The organism is Falsiroseomonas ponticola (assembly GCF_016805305.1).
GTDB classification, from domain to species: Bacteria; Pseudomonadota; Alphaproteobacteria; order Acetobacterales; family Acetobacteraceae; genus Falsiroseomonas; species Falsiroseomonas ponticola.
In genome coordinates this window covers 93510-113411 of sequence record NZ_JAERQN010000001.1, presented here as the reverse complement: position 1 = coordinate 113411, position 19902 = coordinate 93510, and the positions used below count along the sequence as shown (strand labels likewise).

At 74.0% G+C, this 19902-nt stretch carries 15 protein-coding genes; 8 read left to right on the top strand and 7 right to left on the bottom strand.

Annotated elements, in window-relative coordinates; genetic code table 11:
* Window positions 1–122: 122 nt before the first annotated feature.
* The 3 genes from JJI54_RS00490 to JJI54_RS00480 form a co-directional block, all read right to left on the bottom strand.
* Window positions 123–1475: a tyrosine-type recombinase/integrase gene (locus JJI54_RS00490; protein WP_203069866.1), complete on the bottom strand. Its 1353-nt coding sequence runs from the start codon at window positions 1473–1475 to the stop codon at window positions 123–125.
* A 500-nt stretch (window positions 1476–1975) separates the two neighbouring features.
* A complete protein-coding gene (locus JJI54_RS00485; protein WP_203069864.1) occupies window positions 1976–2206 on the bottom strand; it encodes a hypothetical protein in 231 nt (76 codons plus the stop codon).
* Complete coding sequence (locus JJI54_RS00480) at window positions 2203–2490, bottom strand: hypothetical protein (RefSeq protein WP_203069862.1); 288 nt, start codon at window positions 2488–2490, stop codon at window positions 2203–2205. The genes JJI54_RS00485 and JJI54_RS00480 overlap by 4 nt, the downstream gene beginning before the upstream one ends.
* Before the next feature lie 137 nt (window positions 2491–2627).
* Between JJI54_RS00480 and JJI54_RS00475 the strand changes: the two genes are divergently transcribed.
* The 8 genes from JJI54_RS00475 (at window position 2628) to JJI54_RS32890 (ending at window position 13557) form a co-directional block, all read left to right on the top strand.
* The gene (locus tag JJI54_RS00475; protein WP_203069859.1) at window positions 2628–3020 is read left to right on the top strand and encodes a hypothetical protein; all 393 of its coding nucleotides are present in this window, start codon (window positions 2628–2630) and stop codon (window positions 3018–3020) included.
* A gap of 199 nt (window positions 3021–3219) precedes the next feature.
* Window positions 3220–4023: an HpcH/HpaI aldolase family protein gene (locus JJI54_RS00470; protein ID WP_203069857.1), complete on the top strand. Its 804-nt coding sequence runs from the start codon at window positions 3220–3222 to the stop codon at window positions 4021–4023.
* 194 nt (window positions 4024–4217) lie between these two features.
* Window positions 4218–5315 carry an OmpA family protein gene (locus JJI54_RS00465; RefSeq protein WP_226381328.1) on the top strand — a complete coding sequence of 366 codons (1098 nt, stop codon included), beginning with the start codon at window positions 4218–4220 and terminating at the stop codon, window positions 5313–5315.
* A 158-nt stretch (window positions 5316–5473) separates the two neighbouring features.
* Window positions 5474–7126, top strand: coding sequence for a carboxyl transferase domain-containing protein (locus JJI54_RS00460; RefSeq protein WP_456305570.1), 1653 nt, complete (start codon window positions 5474–5476; stop codon window positions 7124–7126).
* Window positions 7123–9105: an acetyl/propionyl/methylcrotonyl-CoA carboxylase subunit alpha gene (locus JJI54_RS00455; RefSeq protein ID WP_318987417.1), complete on the top strand. Its 1983-nt coding sequence runs from the start codon at window positions 7123–7125 to the stop codon at window positions 9103–9105. The genes JJI54_RS00460 and JJI54_RS00455 overlap by 4 nt, the downstream gene beginning before the upstream one ends.
* Before the next feature lie 79 nt (window positions 9106–9184).
* The gene (locus tag JJI54_RS00450; RefSeq protein WP_203069855.1) at window positions 9185–10153 is read left to right on the top strand and encodes a Bug family tripartite tricarboxylate transporter substrate binding protein; all 969 of its coding nucleotides are present in this window, start codon (window positions 9185–9187) and stop codon (window positions 10151–10153) included.
* 8 nt (window positions 10154–10161) lie between these two features.
* Window positions 10162–11142 carry a Bug family tripartite tricarboxylate transporter substrate binding protein gene (locus JJI54_RS00445; protein ID WP_203069853.1) on the top strand — a complete coding sequence of 327 codons (981 nt, stop codon included), beginning with the start codon at window positions 10162–10164 and terminating at the stop codon, window positions 11140–11142.
* Between the two features lie 291 nt (window positions 11143–11433).
* Window positions 11434–13557, top strand: a complete 2124-nt coding sequence (locus JJI54_RS32890) for a hybrid sensor histidine kinase/response regulator (RefSeq protein ID WP_203069851.1) — start codon at window positions 11434–11436, stop codon at window positions 13555–13557.
* Between the two features lie 121 nt (window positions 13558–13678).
* Here the strand turns inward: JJI54_RS32890 and JJI54_RS00435 are convergent, their stop codons facing one another.
* From JJI54_RS00435 to JJI54_RS00420, 4 genes are all read right to left on the bottom strand, one after another.
* On the bottom strand, window positions 13679–14338 hold the full coding sequence (locus JJI54_RS00435) for an ankyrin repeat domain-containing protein (protein WP_203069850.1): 660 nt from the start codon (window positions 14336–14338) through the stop codon (window positions 13679–13681).
* A gap of 45 nt (window positions 14339–14383) precedes the next feature.
* Window positions 14384–14740: a hypothetical protein gene (locus tag JJI54_RS00430; RefSeq protein WP_203069848.1), complete on the bottom strand. Its 357-nt coding sequence runs from the start codon at window positions 14738–14740 to the stop codon at window positions 14384–14386.
* 31 nt (window positions 14741–14771) lie between these two features.
* Window positions 14772–16925: a hypothetical protein gene (locus JJI54_RS00425; RefSeq protein ID WP_203069846.1), complete on the bottom strand. Its 2154-nt coding sequence runs from the start codon at window positions 16923–16925 to the stop codon at window positions 14772–14774.
* Between the two features lie 169 nt (window positions 16926–17094).
* Window positions 17095–19851, bottom strand: coding sequence for a DUF4159 domain-containing protein (locus tag JJI54_RS00420; protein WP_318987416.1), 2757 nt, complete (start codon window positions 19849–19851; stop codon window positions 17095–17097).
* Between the last annotated feature and the right edge of the window lie 51 nt (window positions 19852–19902).

Sequence of the window (19902 nt, the reverse complement as noted above, 5' to 3'; positions counted from 1 at the left end):
TTCGGTGGTCAGCGCAGTCCCGACTACCCCGGGGTTGTTGCGGCACCGATGCGTAGGCGTTACCCCAGCCGGGCCGGGGGGGCTAGCCCTTTGCGTCGTACCCCGGGGGTGGCGGGATCGGGTTACGCCTTGGCTTGAGTTGCGGCACGCCTCCACTTCATAGGCAGCACGTTAGAGGATGGGTCCGCGTTCGCCTTGGCGCAGGCGAGAACCTGCTTTCCCCACGCTTCCAGCGCCGCCTTCCGCTCCGGCAAAAACTCATTGCGCTGATACACGGCGGCCACACCGCTGATGGTGCCGCTGATGTGGTTCAGCAGTCGGTCGCACACATGCGGCGGGAAGCCGGCACCCGCCAGCCACGTCACGCCGCTCCGCCGGAAATCGTGCAGAACCCATCGAGGCATCTCCGCCGCTGTGTCGCCAGCGGCTTCCTTCCGCTCTCCGTCAATCGCGGCATCAACCTGTCGCTTGGTCCACGAGTGGGCTGTAATCGGCCGGTTGTCACCAATGCCGAATACCATCCGCTCCTGGGCTGGAAGTGCTGGAAGTGGCTTGCCCGACTCGGCGCCCAGCACGGCGCGCAGGATGTCGCGCGCGGCGCCGCTCAGATGCACGACATGCGGCTTCCCGTTCTTCGTCCGCGTTCCGGGCTGGGTCCATGTGGAGAGGTCCGCCGACACCTCGCTCCAGGTCATGCTGCACACCTCCTCCCGGCGCGCGAGTGTCAGCAGCAGGAAGCGCACCATCGGGCCATGCGGCGCCGGCACCTTGCTGGCAGCACGCCACACCTCTCCAATCTCGGCGTCGGACAGCACGCGGTCGCGGGCCACGCCTCCGCCATCTGCCACCGGCAGACCAGCGAAGGGGTTCAACACAAGCCGGCGCCGCTTCACCGCCCAGCCGTAGCAGGCGCGACCATAGGCGAGTGTGAGGCGGGCGGTTGCGGCCTTGCCCTCGCCAGAAAGCGAATCCAGCACCGCCACCACCGCGCCATGGTCCAGGCTGGCGGCGGGGCTACCCATGTGTGCCTTGAAGGCAAGCCGGAGCGCGCGTGTAGCCTCGGCGGCGTAGCGCGGGCGGCGGCCTGCCAGATGCAGCCGCGCCCAATCCGCGATCAGGGCCTCTACCGTAAATGCCTTGTCCGCCTTCGTCCGCGCTTCCTCGGCCCGGCGGCGGGCATCCTCCGCCTTCCGGGCTTCGCGTTCGGCCTTCGGGTCGAAACCTGCCGCGACTCGGCCAAGCCGCGCCCTAGCCGCTGTCCGGGCCTGCTCCAGCGTGATCGAACCCCAGGTGCCCAGCGGCTCCCGGACCTTCCGCTTCGTCGCGGCATCGGTCCATTGGACGAGGAACACCTTGTTGCCGTTGGCCGTGGCCCGAACGCCAAGCCCCTTCGTCTCCGTATCGAACACCAGCCTGTCCTTAGCGCCGGGCGCCGGGGCCAGGCCGGTGATGAATTTCTCGGACAGCTTCGGCATGGCGCGGACCCCGGTTGCGGACCCCGTGCGGACCCGGCGGCTAGGTCCGCTACGGGTCCGCATGGCGGCTTATGGCGGCCACCTTATTTGCGGACCCGTCTAAAAGCAAGGTATTTGGCGGCTTACGGCGAGGCAGGGCGGCCCCTGGCGGGGCAATCCTCCCTATTCCTAATCTGGGGGCCGTGGGTTCGAATCCCGCCGAGGACATGCCCCGATTCCCGCGCGCCGCCGGTCGAACCCACGGTGACTGTCCCGCCTGCCTGCGGCAGGACGGTTCGAATCCCGCCGAGGACATGCCCCCAATCCCCGCGCGCCGCCGGTCGAACCCACGGTGACTGCCCCGCCTGCCTGCGGCAGGACGGTTCGAATCCCGCCGAGGACATGCCCCCAATCCCCGCGCGCCGCCGGTCGAACCCACGGTGGCTGCCCCGCCTGCCTGCGGCAGGACGGTTCGAATCCCGCCAAGGACATGCCCCGCCGCCGCCGCCGCCGCGCGCCGCTCAGCCCGCCGCGGGCTCCGCCATCACCGCCTCGACCCGCGCCATCGCCTCGATCAGCCCGTCGCAGCGCGCCATGCCGCCCGTGCCGTCGGGGCGGCGCCAGAGCAGCGTCACCGGCACCACGCTGCGCCCGCCCTGGCCGACTACCGGCCGCGTCCAGAGCCGGAAGCGGATGCCCGCCCCCACCCATTCCCAGCGGGTCTGGCCGAGGATGCTGGGCGGCGGGGTCATGGCAGGTCCTTTCCGGCGGCGGCCCCGGCGGCGGCTCCGGCCCCGGCGGCGGCCAGCTGCGCGGCCTCCGTCAGCAGCGCGGCGGGCAGGGCGGGGTGGCGCGCCGCCACCACCTCCCGCGCCAGGCTCACGCCATCCCCCGCCGGGCCGGCCGACGCCGCGGCCTGGCGCATCAGGGCGAAGGTGGCCGGGGAGAGCCAGGCCGGCCGGCCAGCCACCACCCGGCCGCCGGCACAGGCCGCGAGCAGGGGCAGGGCTCCGGGGGGCAGGGGCGCTTCGGGCATGCGCCCAGCATGCCGTGGATGCTGGAACGAATCAAGAACATCAACGCCGGTCCCGCCAGCGCGTTGTCCCGCCATGCGATCCCCGCCCCCCCCTCCGCGTCAACCGCGCCCCGGCCCTGGCCCTCTGGGCGGCGGTGGTGGCCGAACGGCTGGGCCATGCGCCCGGCACGGCGCTGAGCCTGGCCGCGGTGCTGGCGGGAATCGCCCCGCCGGCGCCGGGCCGGCCGCCGGGCCCGGTCGCGCTCGGCCCCGCGGCGCGGCTGGTGGCCGGGAACCCGCCGCTGGCTGATCGCGGCGACGGCGTGGGCGTGCCGCCGGGGCCCGCGGAGGCCTATCTCCACCGCGCCTTCGGGCCGCGATTCGGGGAGGCCCGCGCGGCGATGCGGGCGCTGGCGGCGCGGCAGGATCCGCTGTGGCTGGAAGAGCGGGCGCTGGCGCTGTTCGCCGCCTTCGCCCCCGAACCCGGCGATGGCCTGGCCCGCGGGCGGCTCGACCCCGCCCGCATCGCCGGCGCGGATTGCCGGGGCTGAGCGCCGGGGCCTAGATCGGTTTCAGCGTCGGCCGCGACGCTGAAACCGATCTAGAATTCTGTTTTTGCGCATTTTCCGAGTCGTCGGGCGATTCCGCCCGACTTGAAAATGCTCCAGGCTTCCCGCAACAGGGGAGGGACCGCCCCGGGCCGCCGCCCTCCGGCCGCCCGGCCCCGCCCGCCATGCCGGAGCCCGCGCCATGACCGTCCAGCCCGCCGACATCCTGCGCAACCGGGTGCGGGAGATGCTGGCCCGGGACGAGGTCGTGGCCAGCATGACCGTGCGCCTGGTGCGGGGGATCGAGATCGCGCAGATCGCCGCCAGCGCCGGCTTCGACAGCCTTTATGTGGACATGGAGCACAGCCCGCTGACGCTCGACATGACCGGCCAGGTCTGCATGGCGGCGCTGGCGGCGGGCATCACCCCCTTCGTCCGGGTGCCGGCGCTGACGCCCGATTATGTCGGCCGGGTGCTGGATGCCGGGTCGCTCGGCATCATCGCCCCCCATGTGCGCTCGGCGGCGGATGCGAAGGCGGTGGTGGCCATGGCGCGATTCGCCCCGCTCGGCACCCGCTCCGCCGCCGCGCCCTTGCCCCAGTTCGGCTTCCGATCCTTCCCCGCCAGCCTGGCCAACCCGGTGCTGGACGCCGCCACCATGGTGATCCCGATGGTCGAGACGCTGGAGGCGCTGGACCGGGTGGAGGAGATCGTGGCGGTGGAGGGCGTGGACATGGTGCTGGTCGGCACGAACGACCTGACCGCGGAAATGGGCATCCCCGGCCGCTACGACGATCCGCGGGTGCGCGACGCCTATCGCCGGATCATCGATGCCGCCCGCGGGCGGGGGAAGCATGTGGGGATCGGCGGCCTCGCCTCCCGCCCCGACATGGTGGCGGAGATCGTGGGCATGGGGGCGCGCTACGTCTCGACCGGCACCGACCTCGGCTTCCTGGCCGCCGCCTGCGCGGCCAAGGCGCGGGAGGTGATGGCCCTGCGGGGGTGACGGGGGCTGGTCCGGGCCTGTGGCATCGCGGTTCTGTGAGTGTGTCCCGGGTGCCACACGCACACGCCACCCGCGAGCATCCTGGCAGGTCCCTCTCGCCTTGTGCGCGCCGGCGGTCTAGAGAGGCGATCGATCCGGCAGCCGCGCAAGCGGCAATGACCGACCCCCCCGGCGAAGCCGGGGACAAAGGAGCGATGATGATGCGTATCCGCAACGCCCTTCTGGCGGCGACCTTCCTGGCGCTGCCGCTGGCGGCTCAGGCCCAGCCGATCAGCGGCCTCTACGTCGGCGCCGGCGCCGGCGTGAACCTGCTGCAGGAGTCGGACGTCTCGATCACCGGCCCGCTGGCCGCCGGCCTGACGCGCGCCGACCGCAGCGCGACGGTCGAGTTCAACTACGGCTGGGTCGGCGTCATCAGCCTCGGCTACGGCTTCGGCAACGGCGTCCGCGCGGAAATCGAGGGCAGCTACCGCGAGAACGAGGTGGACAGCATCACGGGCTTCAACACCCGCCCGCTGCGCGCCGACGGCAAGGCCCGTTCCTACGGCATCATGGCGAACGCCTTCTACGACTTCGACCTGGGCGCCGGTTCCTTCCTGACGCCGTATGTCGGCGTCGGCGCCGGCTACCAGTGGCACTCCTATGACAGCGTCCGCGCCCGCGCCTCCAACGGCGCCTCCGTGACGATCGACGGTGACGACGGCCAGTTCGCCTACCAGGCGATCGTCGGCGCCGCCTTCCCGATCGCCGCGGCCCCGGGCCTGGCGATAACCGCCGAATACCGCTTCATGGGCACGCTGCAGCCGAACATCGACGTGCCCGCCAGCGCCTCGGGCACGACCCGCGGCAACACGGATGTGGACAACTACAACCACAGCCTGCTGATCGGCCTGCGCTACGCCTTCGGCGTGACGCCGCCGCCGGCCCCGGTCGTTCCCCCGACCCCGGTCGTGGCCCCGGCCGCCCCGCGCACCTACCTGGTGTTCTTCGACTTCGACCGCGCCGACCTGACGGACCGCGCCCGCCAGATCATCGGCGAGGCCGCGACCAACAGCCGCACCGGCACGACGCGCATCGAGGTCTCCGGCCACGCCGACCGCTCCGGCACGCCGCAGTACAACCAGCGCCTGTCCGAGCGCCGCGCCCAGGCCGTGGCCGCGGAGCTGGAGCGCCGTGGCGTCGCCCGCTCGGCGATGTCCATCCAGGCCTTCGGCGAGAGCCGCCCGCTCGTCCCGACGGCGGACGGCGTGCGCGAGCCGCAGAACCGCCGCGTCGAGATCGTCCTGCGCTGATCAGCGCCGGACCTTCCGGACACGGCTACGGGTCGGGGGCGCCGCAAGGCGCCCCTTTCCTTTTGTGGGCTCCCCGGCAGGATTGACGGCCCGCGGCCTGCCGTGCGGCACTAGCCCCCGAAGCAACAAGGGGGGCAGGGCGTGCCAAGGGTTCGGGGATGCTGCGTGGGATTCCGGGCGGCCACGCCATGGGCGTGATCCCGACCAGCGCCGACCCGCGCAGCGACAGCTTCCGCGCCAATGCCGCCCGCATGGCGGCCCTCGTCGCCGATCTCCGGACAACCGTCGAAAGGATCCGCCTCGGCGGCGGTGAAGCGGCACGGCTGCGGCATACGAGCAGAGGAAAACTGCTGCCCCGCGACCGCATCCGCACCCTGATCGATCCGGCCTCCCCCTTCCTGGAATTCAGCCAGCTCGCCGCCCAGGGCATGTATGGGGAGGAGATTCCCGCCGCCGGCCTCATCACCGGCATCGGCCGCGTCTCCGGCCGCGAATGCGTCATCGTCGCCAATGACGCGACCGTGAAGGGCGGCACCTACTACCCGATGACGGTGAAGAAGCACCTGCGGGCGCAGGAGATCGCGGAGGCCAACCGCCTGCCCTGCCTCTATCTGGTGGATAGCGGCGGCGCCAACCTGCCGAATCAGGACGAGGTCTTCCCGGACCGCGACCATTTCGGCCGCATCTTCTTCAACCAGGCCCGCATGTCCGCGGCCGGCATCCCGCAGATCGCGGTGGTGATGGGCAGCTGCACCGCCGGCGGCGCCTATGTCCCCGCCATGTCGGACGAGGCGATCATCGTCCGCAACCAGGGCACCATCTTCCTGGCCGGCCCGCCCTTGGTGAAGGCCGCGACCGGGGAGGTGGTCTCCGCCGAGGATCTCGGCGGGGCCGAACTCCACAGCCGCACCTCCGGCGTCACGGACCACATGGCGGACAGCGATGCCCATGCGCTGGGCCTGGCGCGCCGCATCGTGGCCGGCCTCAACCGCGCCAAGCCCGCGGGCCATGACGACGTCACCGAACCCCGCCCGCCCCTCTACCCCGAGGCCGAGATCGGCGGCGTCATCCCCGCCGACCTCCGCGAACCCTATGACGTGCGGGAGGTGATCGCCCGCCTGGTGGACGGCAGCGAGTTCGAGGAGTTCAAGCCGCTCTACGGCCCGACGCTGGTGACGGGCTTCGCCCGCCTCTGGGGCTACCGCATCGGCATCGTCGCCAATAACGGCGTGCTGTTCGGTGAATCCGCGCAGAAGGGCGCGCATTTCATCGAACTCTGCGACCAGCGCGGCATCCCGCTGGTGTTCCTGCAGAACATCACCGGCTTCATGGTCGGCCGGAAATACGAAGCGGGCGGCATCGCCAAGGACGGCGCCAAGATGGTGACGGCCGTCGCCACCGCCCGCGTGCCCAAGTTCACCGTCGTCATCGGCGGCAGCTTCGGCGCCGGCAACTACGGCATGTGCGGCCGCGCCTATGGCCCCCGCTTCCTCTTCATGTGGCCCAATGCCCGCATCGGCGTCATGGGCGGCCCCCAGGCCGCGAGCGTGCTCTCCACCCTCCGCCGCGACGCGATCGAGGCCAAGGGCGGCACCTGGCCGGCGGAGGAGGAGGCCCGCTTCAAGGCCCCGATCGAGGCGCAATACGAGACCCAGGGCAACCCGACCTATGCCAGCGCCAGGCTCTGGGATGATGGGGTGATCGCGCCGGAGGATACGCGCATGGTCCTCGCGCTCTGCCTCTCCGCTTCCCGCAACAACCCGGTGCCGGGCTGGCAGGGGGAGCCGCGCTTCGGCGTCTTCCGCACGTGACCGCCTTCACCTCCCTCCTCATCGCCAATCGCGGCGAGATCGCCTGCCGCGTCATCCGCACGGCGCGCGCCATGGGGCTGCGCACCATCGCCGTCTTCAGCGATGCCGATGCCACCGCCCTGCATGTCGCCCTGGCCGATGACGCCATCCGCCTCGGCCCCGCCCCCGCGCGGGAAAGCTACCTCTCCATCCCCGCGCTCATCGCCGCCGCCCGCGCGACCGGCGCGCAGGCCATCCACCCCGGCTATGGCTTCCTCTCGGAGAATGCCGATTTCGCGGAGGCCTGCGCCGAAGCGAGCCTCATCTTCGTCGGCCCGCCCCCCGCCGCCATCCGCGCCATGGGCAGCAAGGCCGCGGCCAAGGCGCTGATGGAACAGGCCGGCGTCCCCCTCGTGCCCGGCTACCACGGGCAGGACCAGTCGGACGCCACGCTGCGGGCGGAGGCCGCGCGCATCGGCTTCCCCATCCTGGTCAAGGCCAGCGCCGGCGGCGGCGGGAAGGGCATGAAGGTGGCGGCCGATGCCGCCGCGCTGGAGGAAGCCATCACCCTCGCGCGCGGCGAAGCGCTCGCCGCCTTCGGCGATGGCCGCCTGCTGCTGGAACGCTACCTGACGAAGCCCCGGCACATCGAGATCCAGGTCTTCGCCGATGCGCACGGCAACGTCGTCCACCTGCATGAACGCGACTGCTCCATCCAGCGCCGCCACCAGAAGGTGGTGGAGGAAGCCCCCGCCCCGGGCATGACGCCCGATCGCCGCGCCGCCATGGGCCGCGCCGCCTGCGATGCCGCCCGCGCCATCGGCTATGTCGGCGCCGGAACGGTGGAGTTCATATCCGAAGGCGACACCTTCGCCTTCATGGAGATGAACACCCGCCTGCAGGTCGAACACCCCGTGACGGAGGCCATCACCGGCCAGGATCTGGTCGAATGGCAGCTCCGCGTCGCCATGGGCGAGCCCCTGCCGCTGGCGCAGGCCGAGATCCCGCTGGAAGGCCACGCCATCGAGGTCCGGCTCTATGCCGAGGATCCGGCGCGGGATTTCGCCCCCTCCATCGGCACGCTGCGCCACCTCCACCTGCCCGCGCATCTCCCCGGCATCCGCATCGATTCCGGCGTCCGAGAGGGCGACGCGGTGCCCATCCACTACGACCCGATGCTGGCCAAGATCATCGCCGCCGGGCCGGATCGCGCCACGGCGCTGCGCCGCCTCTCCCGCGCGCTGGATGCCGCCGCGGTCGCCGGCATCCGCAGCAACCTGCCGCTGCTGCGCGCCATCGCGGTCCACCCGGCCTTCGCGGCCGCGGACCTCGACACCGGCTTCATCGCCCGCCACGCCGCCGCCCTGCTGCCGGAAGCCGGCCCCGCGCCCCGCGCCGCCCTCGCCGCCGCCGCGCTCCGCCTGCTGCGGGATGCCGAGGCGCGGGACGCCGCGGACCCCCATTCGCCCTGGGGCAGCGCCACCGCCTGGCGCCTCAACGGCGATGGCTACCAGGATTTTCGTCTGATTGACGGCGAGGATGAGATCGACCTTCGCCTTCATCCTGGCCGCGGAATCGACTTCGCTGATGGCAGCGCCGCCCTTGGCGTGCCGCGCTGGGAGGGCGATGCGGCCACCTTCACCCTCGATGGCCGCGCCATCCGCGCCACCGTGGCGCGGGAGGGGGAGCTGCTGCTGGTGGTGCTGGATGGCGCCACCCATGAACTCCGCCACCGCGACCCCCGCGCGCCCTCCGGTGAGGAGCAGGCCGGCGGCGGCCGCATCCTCGCCCCCATGCCGGGCCGCGTGCTGCAGGTGCTGGCCGCGGCCGGGGACCGCGTGGCGCGCGGCGCGGTGCTGCTGGTGATGGAGGCGATGAAGGTGCAGATGCGCATCACCGCCCCCATCCCCGGCACCGTCCAGGCGCTGCGCTGCCAGGCCGGGGACCTGGTGGAGGATGGCGCCGAGCTGGTCGTTGTGGAGCCCGATCCTCCCGCTTGACCGCACCCTTCCCTGCCGTGATGCTTAGGCACTGAAGCAATTCCGCCGGGGCCTGAATGCGGCGGGAAGGGGAACGACCATGACCATCCGCATCACGCGCCGCCTGGCGCTGGCCGCGCTTGCCGCGCCCGCCCTCTCCCGCGCCGCGGCCGCGCAATCCGCGCGCAGCACGCGGATCATCGTCCCCTATCCCCCCGGCGGCACCACGGACCTGACCGCGCGCCTCATCGCGCCGCGCGCGGCCGAGCTGCTCGGCCAGAACTGGGTGATCGAGAACCGCTCCGGCGCCAATGGCGCGGTGGGGGCGGAGGCCGTGGCCCGCAGCGCGCCGGATGGCACCACGCTGCTCTATTCGAACGAGGTGCTGACCGTGCTGCCCTTCGTGCAGCGCAACGTCCCCTTCGACCTGCAGGCCGATTTCACGCCGATCGCGCGCACCGTCTCCATTCCCTACGTCATCGTGGGCGGCACGGCGCTCGCGCCGCGCAGCCTGGACCAGCTGCTCACGGCCATCCGCACCAGGCCGGATGACTTCTCCTTCGCCGGCTCCTCGCTCGGCTCCGTCGGCCAGCTGGCGACGGCGGCGATCTGGCAGAAGCTCAACGTCACCACGACCTTCGTCAGCTATCGCGGCACGGGCCCCGCGATGAACGACCTCGTCTCCGGCGCCGTCAGCCTCTTCATCGCCCCCCTCGGCCCCTCCATGCCGCTGATCCGGGACGGGCGGCTGCGCGCCTATGGCGTGCTGTCGGCCGCGCGGCAGCGCGTGCTGCCGGACGTGCCCACCATGGTGGAGGCCGGCTTCCCCGACATGGTGCTGGATGGCTGGACGGGCCTCTGGGGCCCGAAGGGCCTGGCGGCCGACATCGTCGCCCGGGTCAACGCCCAGGTGAACCAAGCGGCGATGGAGCCGGCGGTGAATGCCCGCATGGCCGATCTCGGCCTGACGCCGGTGGCCGAGCCCGCCGAGGCCTTCGCCCGCTACATCGCCGCCGAGATCCCGCGCAACCAGGCCCTGGTCGCCGCCGCCCGCATCCAGCCGGAATGAGCCTGCCCATGCTCCGCCGCCGCCACCTGCCCGCCCTCGGCCTGCTCGCCCTGCCGGGTCTTGTTCCCTCGGGCATCGCCCGCGCCCAGGCGCCATGGCCGGACCGGCCCATCCGCGTCGTGGTGCCCTTCGGCGCCGGCGGCCCCACCGATGTGGTGGCGCGGCTGCTGGCGGAACCCGTCGGCGCCGCGCTCGGCCAGCCCCTGGTGATCGAGAACCGGGCCGGCGCCGGCGGCAATCTCGGCTCCCGCGTCGTCGCCCAAGCGGCGCCGGATGGCTACACGCTGGCGCTCAACGCCTCCTCCCCCCTGGTCATCAACCAGTTCCTCTACCGGGACCTGGGCTACGACCCCGCCACGGCCTTCGCGCCGATCTCCATGCTCACCACCGGCCCGCTGCTGGTCGTCACCAACCCCCGCCTGCCCTTCGCCAGCATCGGCGACCTGGTGGCGGAGGCGCGGCGCCGCCCCGGCGCGCTGAACTACGCAACCGCCGGCAACGGCACCGTCCCGCACCTCGCGACCGAGATGTTCCTGCGCGAAGCCGGCGTGCAGATGACCAACGTCACCTACCGCCAGACGCCGGACGCCACGCAATCCGTCATGCGCGGGGACACGGCGGTGTTCTTCGACAGCCCGCAATCCATCCAGCATGTCCGGGCCGGCACGCTGAAGGCGCTGGCCGTGACCACGCCGCGCCGCTTTGGCGCCTTCCCGGAGGTGCCGACCATGGCGGAATCCGGCGGCCCCGCCATCAGCGTGGAGGCCTGGTACGGCCTGCTGGCGCCGGCCGGCACCCCGGCGCCCATCATCGCCAAGCTGCATGAGGTCTTCGCCACCGCCCTGAAGCGGCCCGAGGTCGCCGGCCGCATCGCGACGCTGGGCTTCGAGACGGTCGGCAACAGCCCGGCCGAGTTCGGCCGCTTCCTGGCGGCGGAGCCGCCCAAATGGCGCGACGTGATCCGCGCCGCCGATGTACGGCTGGAGTGAGGCCGGCCCGCCGCCGGCCACCGCGCCCGCATGCCCCCCGCGAGTCGCCGCCACCGGCCGGTGGCGGGCGGCCGGTCGCGCGCATGTGATGGCCGCGCCGTGTCGTCAGTCGCCAATAAATATCCTTGTCTGACAGGGGCGCCGGCCTGACGCTGGTTGCGCTTTGGGGATGAATTTCGCGTCCCGGTAGCGGACGCGGATGACGGCACCCCATCCGATGCTGTAATCCTGGCAAGGGTCTGGTGCCTGGGGCACTGCCGTCGCGACCCCAGCAAAAGGTGAAGCGCCAGCGTGCCAGAAACCGCCACGCCATCCCGTGTCCCTGACGGCGGCGGGTCCTGGCTGTCCCGCCGGCTGATCTCGCGGCTGACCTTCCTCGCGCCCTTCCTCGCCCTCGCGCCCCTCGCCGCCTTCGGCCTGATGCTGGTCCTGGCCCTGCAGGCGGAGCGGGAGGCCGACCGCCGCGCCGACCTGCAGCGCGCCGCCACCGCGCTGTCCACCGCCGTGGAATCCGAGCTGCGCGGCGCCATCCGGGTGATGGAGGCGCTGGCCGGGTCGCCGCGCCTGGCCGCCGGGGACCTGGCCGGCTTCCGGGCGGAAGCGCAGCGCGTCATGGCGCGGGACCCCGCCTGGTTCAGCATCGTGCTGACGGATGGCGAAAGGCAGCTGCTGAACCTGCGCTACCCCGCGGAGGCCGAGCTGCCGCCGCTGCGCGACCCGGCCTCCGTCGCCAGCGTGCTGCGCACCGGGCGCGCGCAGCCCAGCGGCCTGCTGGACGGCTTCGTGGCGCTGCGCGTCCCCGTCCGGATCGAGGGGCTGGTCCGCTTTTCCCTGATGGTGGCGCTGGAGGCATCGGCCTTCGCCAGGGTGCTGGACCGGGCGGACCTGCCGCGCGGCTGGTCCGCGGTGCTGCTGGATGCCGAGGGCAGGCTGATCGCCCGGGCCGCCGGCGGCGCCGCGTCGCCGGAGGCGCTGCGCCCTTCCCTGGCCCAGCCGCGGGAGGCGCTCTCGCTCGGCGCCCTCACCGCCTATGCCATGCCGGTCGGCGATTCACGCTGGACGCTGGTCGCCGCCGCCACGCCGGATGATTTCGCCACCCGGGCGCTGGGCTGGCTGGTGCTGGCCGTGGGCGCCGCCGCCGTGCTGGCCGGCATCGGCGTCGCCGCGCGCATCGCCTCCCGCCACCGGGGGCAGGAGGCGATGCGCCATCGCAGCCAGGCGGAAGCCCTGGCCCGCGCGGCGGAGCAGGAGCGCCGGCGCACCGACATGCTGGCGACGGTGAGCCATGAGCTGCGCGCGCCGCTGACGGGGCTGCTGGGCTACACCGACCTCCTGGCCAAATCCGACCTCTCCGCCACCGCCAAGGCCTGGGTGGAACAGCAGCGCCGCGCCGGCCAGGCGCTGCTGGCGCTGATCGGCGACGTGCTGGATTTCGCCCGGCTCGACGAAGGCGCGGTGGAGCTGGAGGACGCGGATATCGAGATCGCGCAGCTGCTGGAGGATTGCGCCGGGCTGATGCGCAGCGTCGCGCAGCAGAAGGGGCTCGGCCTGCGGGTGCAGCTGGATCCCGGCCTGCCGCGCTGGATGCGCGGCGACCCGATGCGGCTGCGCCAGGTGGCCACCAACCTCATCAGCAACGCCATCAAGTTCACGGAGCGGGGGGAGATCGTCGTCTCCGCCCGGCTGACCGCCCGGCCGGAACGGGTGGAGGTGGCCGTGGTCGATACCGGCATCGGTATCGCGCCGGAGGCCCTGCCCCGGATCTTCGACCGCTTCCGCCAGGAAAGCGCCGATACCGCGCGGCGCTTCGGCGGCAGCGGCCTCGGCCTCGCCATCTGCCGGCGGCTGGTGGAGGCGATGGGCGGCGCGATCGGCGCGGAGAGCCGGCCGGGGCAGGGCAGCCGCTTCGTCTTCTGGGTGCCCTTCCGCCCCGGCGCCGCGCCGCTGGCCCCGGCGCATGAGGCCCGGCTGCGCATCCTGGTGGCGGAGGACGTGGCCGCGAGCCGCCTGCTGCTGACCGCGGTGCTGGAACGCGCGGGCCATGCCGTGACGGCGGCGGAGGACGGGCCCGCCGCGCTGGCCGCCCTGCATGGCGCCGCCTTCGACCTGGCGGTGCTGGACCTGCACATGCCGGGCCTCGATGGCTTCGGCGTCGCCGCCGCGCTGCGCACCCTGCCCGGGGAGCAGGGGCGCGTGCCGCTGATCGCCCTGACGGCGGAGCAGCCGGAGGAGGTGGAGCCCGCCTGCCGTGCCGCGGGCTTCGATGCCGTGCTGCGCAAGCCCTTCGAGACGCGCCGCCTGCTGGGGCTGATCGATGCGCTGCGGGGCCGCGGCGGCGATGCCGCCGGGCGCCCGGCTTCGGCCGGGGCGGCGATGGAGGAGCGCCGCGGCGTCCGCTCCGCCGGGAACGACTGATCCCGAGACGCGGAAATGCCGAGGCGTTTCCGCCCCCAGGCGCCGGCGCGGCCATCCGGCCGCGGGTCAGGACATGGGCTCGGCGGTATGGGAAGGCCCGGCGGGCGGGCCTAGCGGCGCGTCAGCCCCGCGGCGGGCGGCGGGCCGGCGTGGCCTCGGGCGGCGGCACGGCGCCGGCGGGGCGGCCGGCATCGAAGCCCAGGAAGCCGATCTCCGGCTGCGGCGCGCCGCCATTGCCGGCCCAGAGCGCGGCGGAGCGCGGCTGCGCCACGGCGGCGGCGGGCGGCGTGTTGAGCGGCGCGGCCGGGCGCGCGGGGCGCGGCGCCGCGGCCGGCGGGGTGGCGGGGGCGCGGGCGGCAGAGGGCGGCGGGCCCTGCGTGCCGCTGCGCGCCACGTCCCGCGCCGAAAGCAGGTAGAAGGCGATGTCGTTCCGGCCCTGGTCCACGGCGGCGTCCAGCGCCGTCAGCCCCAGCGCGTTCCGCGCCTCCACATCCGCCCCGCGCGCCACCGCATCCCGCGCCGCGGCGATGTCGCCGCGCGCCACCGCGTCGAACAGCGCGGCGTTGGGGGAGAGGTTGGCGGAGGGATCGCCCGGGATCGGCGCCACCGGGCGGCGCGCCGCCAGGCCCGGCAAAGCGGGGGCGGGGGCCTGGGTCTGCGGCGCCTGCTGCGGCGGGCGCGGCATCTCCTGCGCCCCGGCCGGCAGGCCGGCCAGCACCGCCGGCAGGCCGAGCAGGGCGGCGGGGATCAGCAGGGCGGGCAGGCGGGGGGTGCGTCGCATGGGCGGCAACCTACGCATTTACCGGGCGGCGAGAAAGGCCCGGCCTCACCGGCAGCCCTCGCCCCGGGTGGAAAAACCCTGCACCCGGCCCTCGGCCAGTTCGAAGGTGATGTCGCAGCCGACCACGGCATAGGCGGGCGGCTGCGGCCAGTAGCCGTAGCGGGGCCCGAAGCGGCCGTAATAGGGGATGGGCGCGGGGGCGGCGACGGCCACGGTGCGGCGCTGCTCGAATTGCAGGAAGCGCCGCCCCTCCGCCTCATGGGTCCGGGCCGGCACGCCGAGCGCCGCCACCAGGTCGGCCTCCCCCTGGCCCATGAAGACCGAGAGGCGCTGCTGCAGAGTCGGCCCCTGGGCACAGGCACCGAGCAGGAGGAGACCGCCAAGGGCACCGATACGGATCATGCGACCGATGTAGGGCGCCGCGCCCGGAACGTCACCGCCCCTCCCGCCGCCAGGCCAGCAGCGCCAGGCCGAGCACCAGCGGCAGGGCGAGCCAGGGCGGCAGCAGCGGCAGGGCGGTGATGCCGGTCACGGTGTGGTCGGCGTTGCGGCGCAGCCCGATCCAGCCGGGGCCGGGGCTGGCGCCGCCATGCTGGTCCCGCCCCAGCGCCACGCGGCGGAGTTCCGGCACCAGCGGCTGGGCCTCGGTGCCGAGCCAGCGCACCGCGCCGCCCGTCGCCTCCGCCAGCGGGCGCAGCCGGGATTCCTCGGCGCGGAGGTCCGCGACCTCCATCGGGTTGGGCGCCTCGGCGGCGGCGAAGGCGGTGCGGCGGCCATCGGCGGCCTGCCAGACGCCGGCGCGGATGGCCGGCATCTCCACCACCGCCCGGCCGCCGCCGCGCGGCTCGGCCTGCTGGCGGGTGATGGTGCCGTCGGGGGCGGTGATGGTGATCTCGGGCGGCGGGCCGGCTTCCAGGCTGCGGCGGACCACGGTCAGGTGGCCCTGGTCGATCCGCGCCGTCAGGTCCTCCTCCTCCAGCTCCGGCTCCTTCATCGTCCAATGGGCGATGCGGCGGAGCAGTTCCTGCTGCGGCCCGCCGCCATCATGGCCGCGGGACCAGAGCCAGATGTGGTCCGACAGCATCAGCGCGACGCGCCCCTCGCCGACCCGGTCCAGCACCATCAGCGGCGTGCCGTTCGGCCCTTCCATCACGGTGCTGCCGGCCCGCGCATCGGCCCGCATGGCGCGGTACCAGCGGCCCCAGGTGGCATCCGCCAAGGCGGGGCCGAGGACATTGGCGCCGGGCAGCCCCTCCGTCACCGGATGCCGCGCCCCCGTCTCCGTCACCATCGGCCGGAAGGGCTGTTCGAGCAGCGCGGCCTGGGCGGCGCCGGCGCCGGTCGGCGGGCGGGCGGGCAGGATCTGGCCGAGCGGGGTGGAGGCGAGGCTGGTCGGCCCCGCGAATTCCGGCCCCACCGACATCAGCAGCGCGCCGCCGCCGCGGACGTAATCCGCGATGTTCCGCAGATAGACCGGCGGCAGCAGGCCGCGATTGGCGAAGCGGTCGAAGACGATCAGGTCGAATTCGCGGAGCTTGACCTGGAACAGCTCCCGCACCGGGAAGGCGATCAGCGCCAGCTCATGCAGCGGCGTCAGGTCGTCCTTCTCCGGCGGCCGGAGAATCGTGAAGTGGACGAGATCGACATTGGGGTCGGCCTTCAGCAGCCGCCGCCAGGTGCGCTGCCCCGCATGCGGCTCCCCGGAGACGAGCAGCACCCGCAGCCGGTCCCGCACCCCGTTGATGGAGACGACGGCGCGGTTGTTGAGGTCGCTGACCTCCCCGGGCCGCGTCTCGGCCGTGATCTCCACCACGGTCGGGCCGCCGCGCTCGATCGGCACGGCGATGCGGTGCTCCCGCCCCACGGGGACGGATTCGACACGGGGCGGCTGGCCGTCCCGCCGGATGGTCAGGCGCGCGGCGCCGCCGGGGGGCGCGCCCTGGTCCTCCACCACCACGCGGAGTTCGACCGGCCTGCCGACGATGCCGAAGCCCGGCGCCTCCACCACGCGGATGCGCCGGTCCACCTCGCCCGGCCGCCCGGGCAGCAACAGGTGGAAGGGCGCGTCCAGCGCCGGGGCGGCGGGCACGTCATGCACCTGGCCATCCGTCAGCGCCACCACGCCGGCCAGGCGCGCGCGGGGGATGTCGGCCAGGGCGCGTTCCATGGCGCTGAACAGCCGCGTGCCCTGGTTGCCGCCCTCCGGCACCTCCACGGTACGGAGTTCGAGTTCGGGCAGGCGGCGGGCGCGGGCCTCGATCTGCTCCCGCGCCGCGGTGATCTGCGCCTCCCGCGGGCCGAGCACGGCGCTGTCGCTGCGGTCCACCACCAGCAGCGCGATGTCGGGCCGCGTCTCCCGCGTCTCCTCCACCAGGCGCGGATTGGCCAGTGCCAGCACCAGGGCCGCGAAGGCCAGCGCCCGCAGCCAGATGCCGGGGGCGGGGGCCCAGGTGGCCGCGCCCGCGCTGTTCCGCACCACCCGCAGCAGCCCGGGCAGCAGCGCCAGCAGCGCCAGCGCCGCGAGCGTGGCCAGCAGCCACAGCGGGATGACGGGCGCGAAGTCGATGCCGGCCAGCGCCTGCTTCATTGGTTCATGCCCTCAAGCGCGTCGTGCCGCAGGCACGCCAGCGGCGTGACGAGCCGGCTTGGCTCGTCGTGCCGCAGGCACGCCAGCGGCGTGACGGACTTCCGGCGGGCCGCGTTCGCGGCCTCGGTCGGCTTCGCCGCCCGCCAGCTTCGGGAATTCCCGACCGCCCTCAATTGCCGAGCCTCTCCAGGATGGCCGGCACATGGACCTGGTCGCCCTTGTAGTTGCCGGTCAGCGCGTACATCACGAGGTTGGTGCCGAAGCGGTAGGCCAGCGTCCGCTGCCGCGCGCCGCCGGGGATGACGGCATAGGGGTTGTTGCCCCGCGCATCGATCGCCCAGGCGGAGGCCCAGTCATGCCCCCCGATGATCACGGGGCTGACGCTGTCATTCGCCCGGTCCTGTTCCCGCGCCACCCAGACATTGCCGCCGGTGAAGCGGCCGGGCAGGTCCTGCAGCAGGTAGAAGGCGCGCTTCAGCACATGGTCCTCCGGCACCGGCGCCAGGGGCGGCACCGAGAGATCCCGCGTGAGCCGCCGCAGCGCGGCGCGCGAACCCGGGGAGAATCCCTCGCCCGATCCCTCGTCCCGCGTGTCGAACAGGATGATGCCGCCATTGCGCATGAAGCCGTTCAGCGCGGCCGCCGCCGCGGCGCTGGGGGCGGGCGCGTCGCCCAGCACGGGCCAGTAGAGCAGCGGGAAGAAGGCGAGGTCGTCCCGCCCCGGCGTCACCGGCAGCGGGTCCGCCAGCGCGGCCGCGGTGCGGCGGTTGACGAAGTCCGACAGGCCGACCAGGCCCGTGCGGCTCACCTCATCCACCGCCGCATCGCCGGTGACGACGTAGCCGAGCCGGGTCGCCAGCGCCGCGTTGCCATCCTGCGCCAGGGCCGGCCCGGCCAGCATCGCGGCCAGCGCCACCGCCCCCGCCATGGCCCGGCTGCGCCCGCGCCCCATCAGGCCGCGCAGCAGCAGGCTGACCACCATATCCGCCACCAGCAGCAGCATCGCCGCCGCCAGCAGCCAGGGGCCGAGGTCGCGTTCCGCCGGCACGCCGCCGATCGTGGTCATCGCCGTGCCGGCGGGAATGCCCGTCACCGGCCGTGGCGGGGCCACCCCGGCGCCGAGGTTCAGCGCGCGGCGATGCGCGGCCTCCCCCCCCGTGCCGCTGCCGTACCAGCCCGGCGGGTGGCGGGGCGAGGGCGCCTCGTTCTCGATCCGCGCGGGCGGGATGGGCTGCGCGCCGGGCTGGGGCGGGCCGAGCCGGCCGAAGCCGTCCAGCGTCTCGAAGGGCGGCAGCGGCGCCTCCCCATCGGCGCCGCCGACGCCGGCGGAGAGGGCGACCAGGCGCTTCATCATCTCCACGAACAATCCCGAGAGCGGCAGGTTGGACCATTCGGCATTGGCGGTGACGTGGAACATCACGATCCGCCCGGCGCCCCGCCCGTCCCAGGTCACGAGCGGCGTGCCATCCGCCAGCCGCGCCCAGGTATGGCCCGTCAGCCGCGCGGAGGGCTCCGCCAGCACCTGGCGCTCCACGGTGACTTCCGGCGGCGGCATCAGCCCCTGGAAGGGCGAGCCTTCCGGGAAGGCGGCCAGCGTCTGCGGCCTTTCCCAGGACAGCGCGCCGCCGAGCTGCCGCTCGCCCGCCCGCAGCGGCACCGGCATCAGCGTGTCCGGCGCCTCCGCCAGCCGCGGCCCGGCGAAGCGGACGAGGGTGCCGCCGGCCTCGATCCAGCGCGTCAGCTGGTCGCGCTCCCGCCCCTCGGAGACAGGGCGGTCGGCCAGCACCAGCACGGAAAGCCGCCGCGCCAGCAGGCCCTCGACGGAGCCGCGCCGCAGCTCCGCATGGGGCGACAGCGCGCGGTCTAGGTAGAAGAGCTCCCCGATCAGCGGCACATCGGCCGCCGCCTCCTCGCCGCCCGCGATCAGCCCGACGGGGCGGCGGCGGAAGCGTTCATCCAGCAGCACGGTCGCATTGGCGCCCGCGACGCCATCGAGGTCGAGCCGCACCACCTGGTTGCGGATCTCGAGCGGCAGCGGCATGGCGGCCTCGGCCTCCGTCGCCCCGGCCGGGATCGGCACCACGGCGCGGTCCAGCGTGCGGCCATCGCCGGTGCGGGCCAGCACCACGGCCTCCGACGCGATGGGCAGGGGCGTGGTGCGGACGGTCAGCACCAGGCGATCGGCCTCTCCGCGGGGGGGCGGCAGCAGGCGGGTGGGGCGGCCCTCGGACCGCGCGAGGGTCAGCGCCCCGCCGGCGGCCAGCGCCTCCGCCAGCGTGCCGAAGCCGCGCGCCTCGCCCGCCTCATGCTCCACGCCATCGGCCACGTAGAAGGTGGCGAAGGGGCCGGGGTGCTGCACGCGCCAGGCGGCCAGCGCCTCCCGCGCCGCGCCGCGGTCCGGCGCCCAGGGTTTCGGGCGCAGCGCGGCGAGGCGGGAGCGCAGCTCCTCCGCCGGCATCAGCCCGGTAATGCGTGGCGCGTCGGGGGTGGCGGGCGGGGCGGTCAGCAGCAGGGCGGTGCGGCGGCCGCTGCGCGCGGCGGCGTCCAGCACGGATTCGAGGGAGGCCAGCCGGTCCGGCCAATCCGCCGCCGCCGCCCAGCCATCATCGATCGCGACCAGCAGCGGCCCCTCCCCACCCTCGCCGGCCGTCGCGTTCCAGACCGGGCGCGCCAGGCCCAGGATGATGAGCGCCGCCGCCGCGATCCGCAGCGCCAGCAGCCACCAGGGGGTGCGGGAGGGGGTTTCCTCCGGCGCCGGCAGGTCCTGCAGCAGGCGCAGCGCCGGGAAGCTCTGCCGCTTCGGCGCCGGCGGCGTGACGCGGAGCAGCCACCAGAGGACCGGCAGCAGCGCGAGCGCGGTCAGCAGCCAGGGCGCCGCGAAGGCGATGGGGCCGAGGATCAGCATGGGGCGGTGGCCGTCCAGCAAGGGAGCGCTCCGGGGAAGGCGCTGCCTTCCCCGGGCCCCATCCGCCAGGGT

Coding starts and splice junctions, on each gene's coding strand:
- JJI54_RS00430 (WP_203069848.1), bottom strand. CDS start 14,740: ATGATCCGTATCGGTGCCCTTGGCGGTCTCCTCCTGCTCGGTGCCTGT.
- JJI54_RS00435 (WP_203069850.1), bottom strand. CDS start 14,338: ATGCGACGCACCCCCCGCCTGCCCGCCCTGCTGATCCCCGCCGCCCTG.
- JJI54_RS00445 (WP_203069853.1), top strand. CDS start 10,162: ATGCTCCGCCGCCGCCACCTGCCCGCCCTCGGCCTGCTCGCCCTGCCG.
- JJI54_RS00470 (WP_203069857.1), top strand. CDS start 3,220: ATGACCGTCCAGCCCGCCGACATCCTGCGCAACCGGGTGCGGGAGATG.
- JJI54_RS00425 (WP_203069846.1), bottom strand. CDS start 16,925: ATGAAGCAGGCGCTGGCCGGCATCGACTTCGCGCCCGTCATCCCGCTG.
- JJI54_RS00480 (WP_203069862.1), bottom strand. CDS start 2,490: ATGCCCGAAGCGCCCCTGCCCCCCGGAGCCCTGCCCCTGCTCGCGGCC.
- JJI54_RS00465 (WP_226381328.1), top strand. CDS start 4,218: ATGATGATGCGTATCCGCAACGCCCTTCTGGCGGCGACCTTCCTGGCG.
- JJI54_RS00485 (WP_203069864.1), bottom strand. CDS start 2,206: ATGACCCCGCCGCCCAGCATCCTCGGCCAGACCCGCTGGGAATGGGTG.
- JJI54_RS00460 (WP_456305570.1), top strand. CDS start 5,474: ATGCTGCGTGGGATTCCGGGCGGCCACGCCATGGGCGTGATCCCGACC.
- JJI54_RS00450 (WP_203069855.1), top strand. CDS start 9,185: ATGACCATCCGCATCACGCGCCGCCTGGCGCTGGCCGCGCTTGCCGCG.
- JJI54_RS00490 (WP_203069866.1), bottom strand. CDS start 1,475: ATGCCGAAGCTGTCCGAGAAATTCATCACCGGCCTGGCCCCGGCGCCC.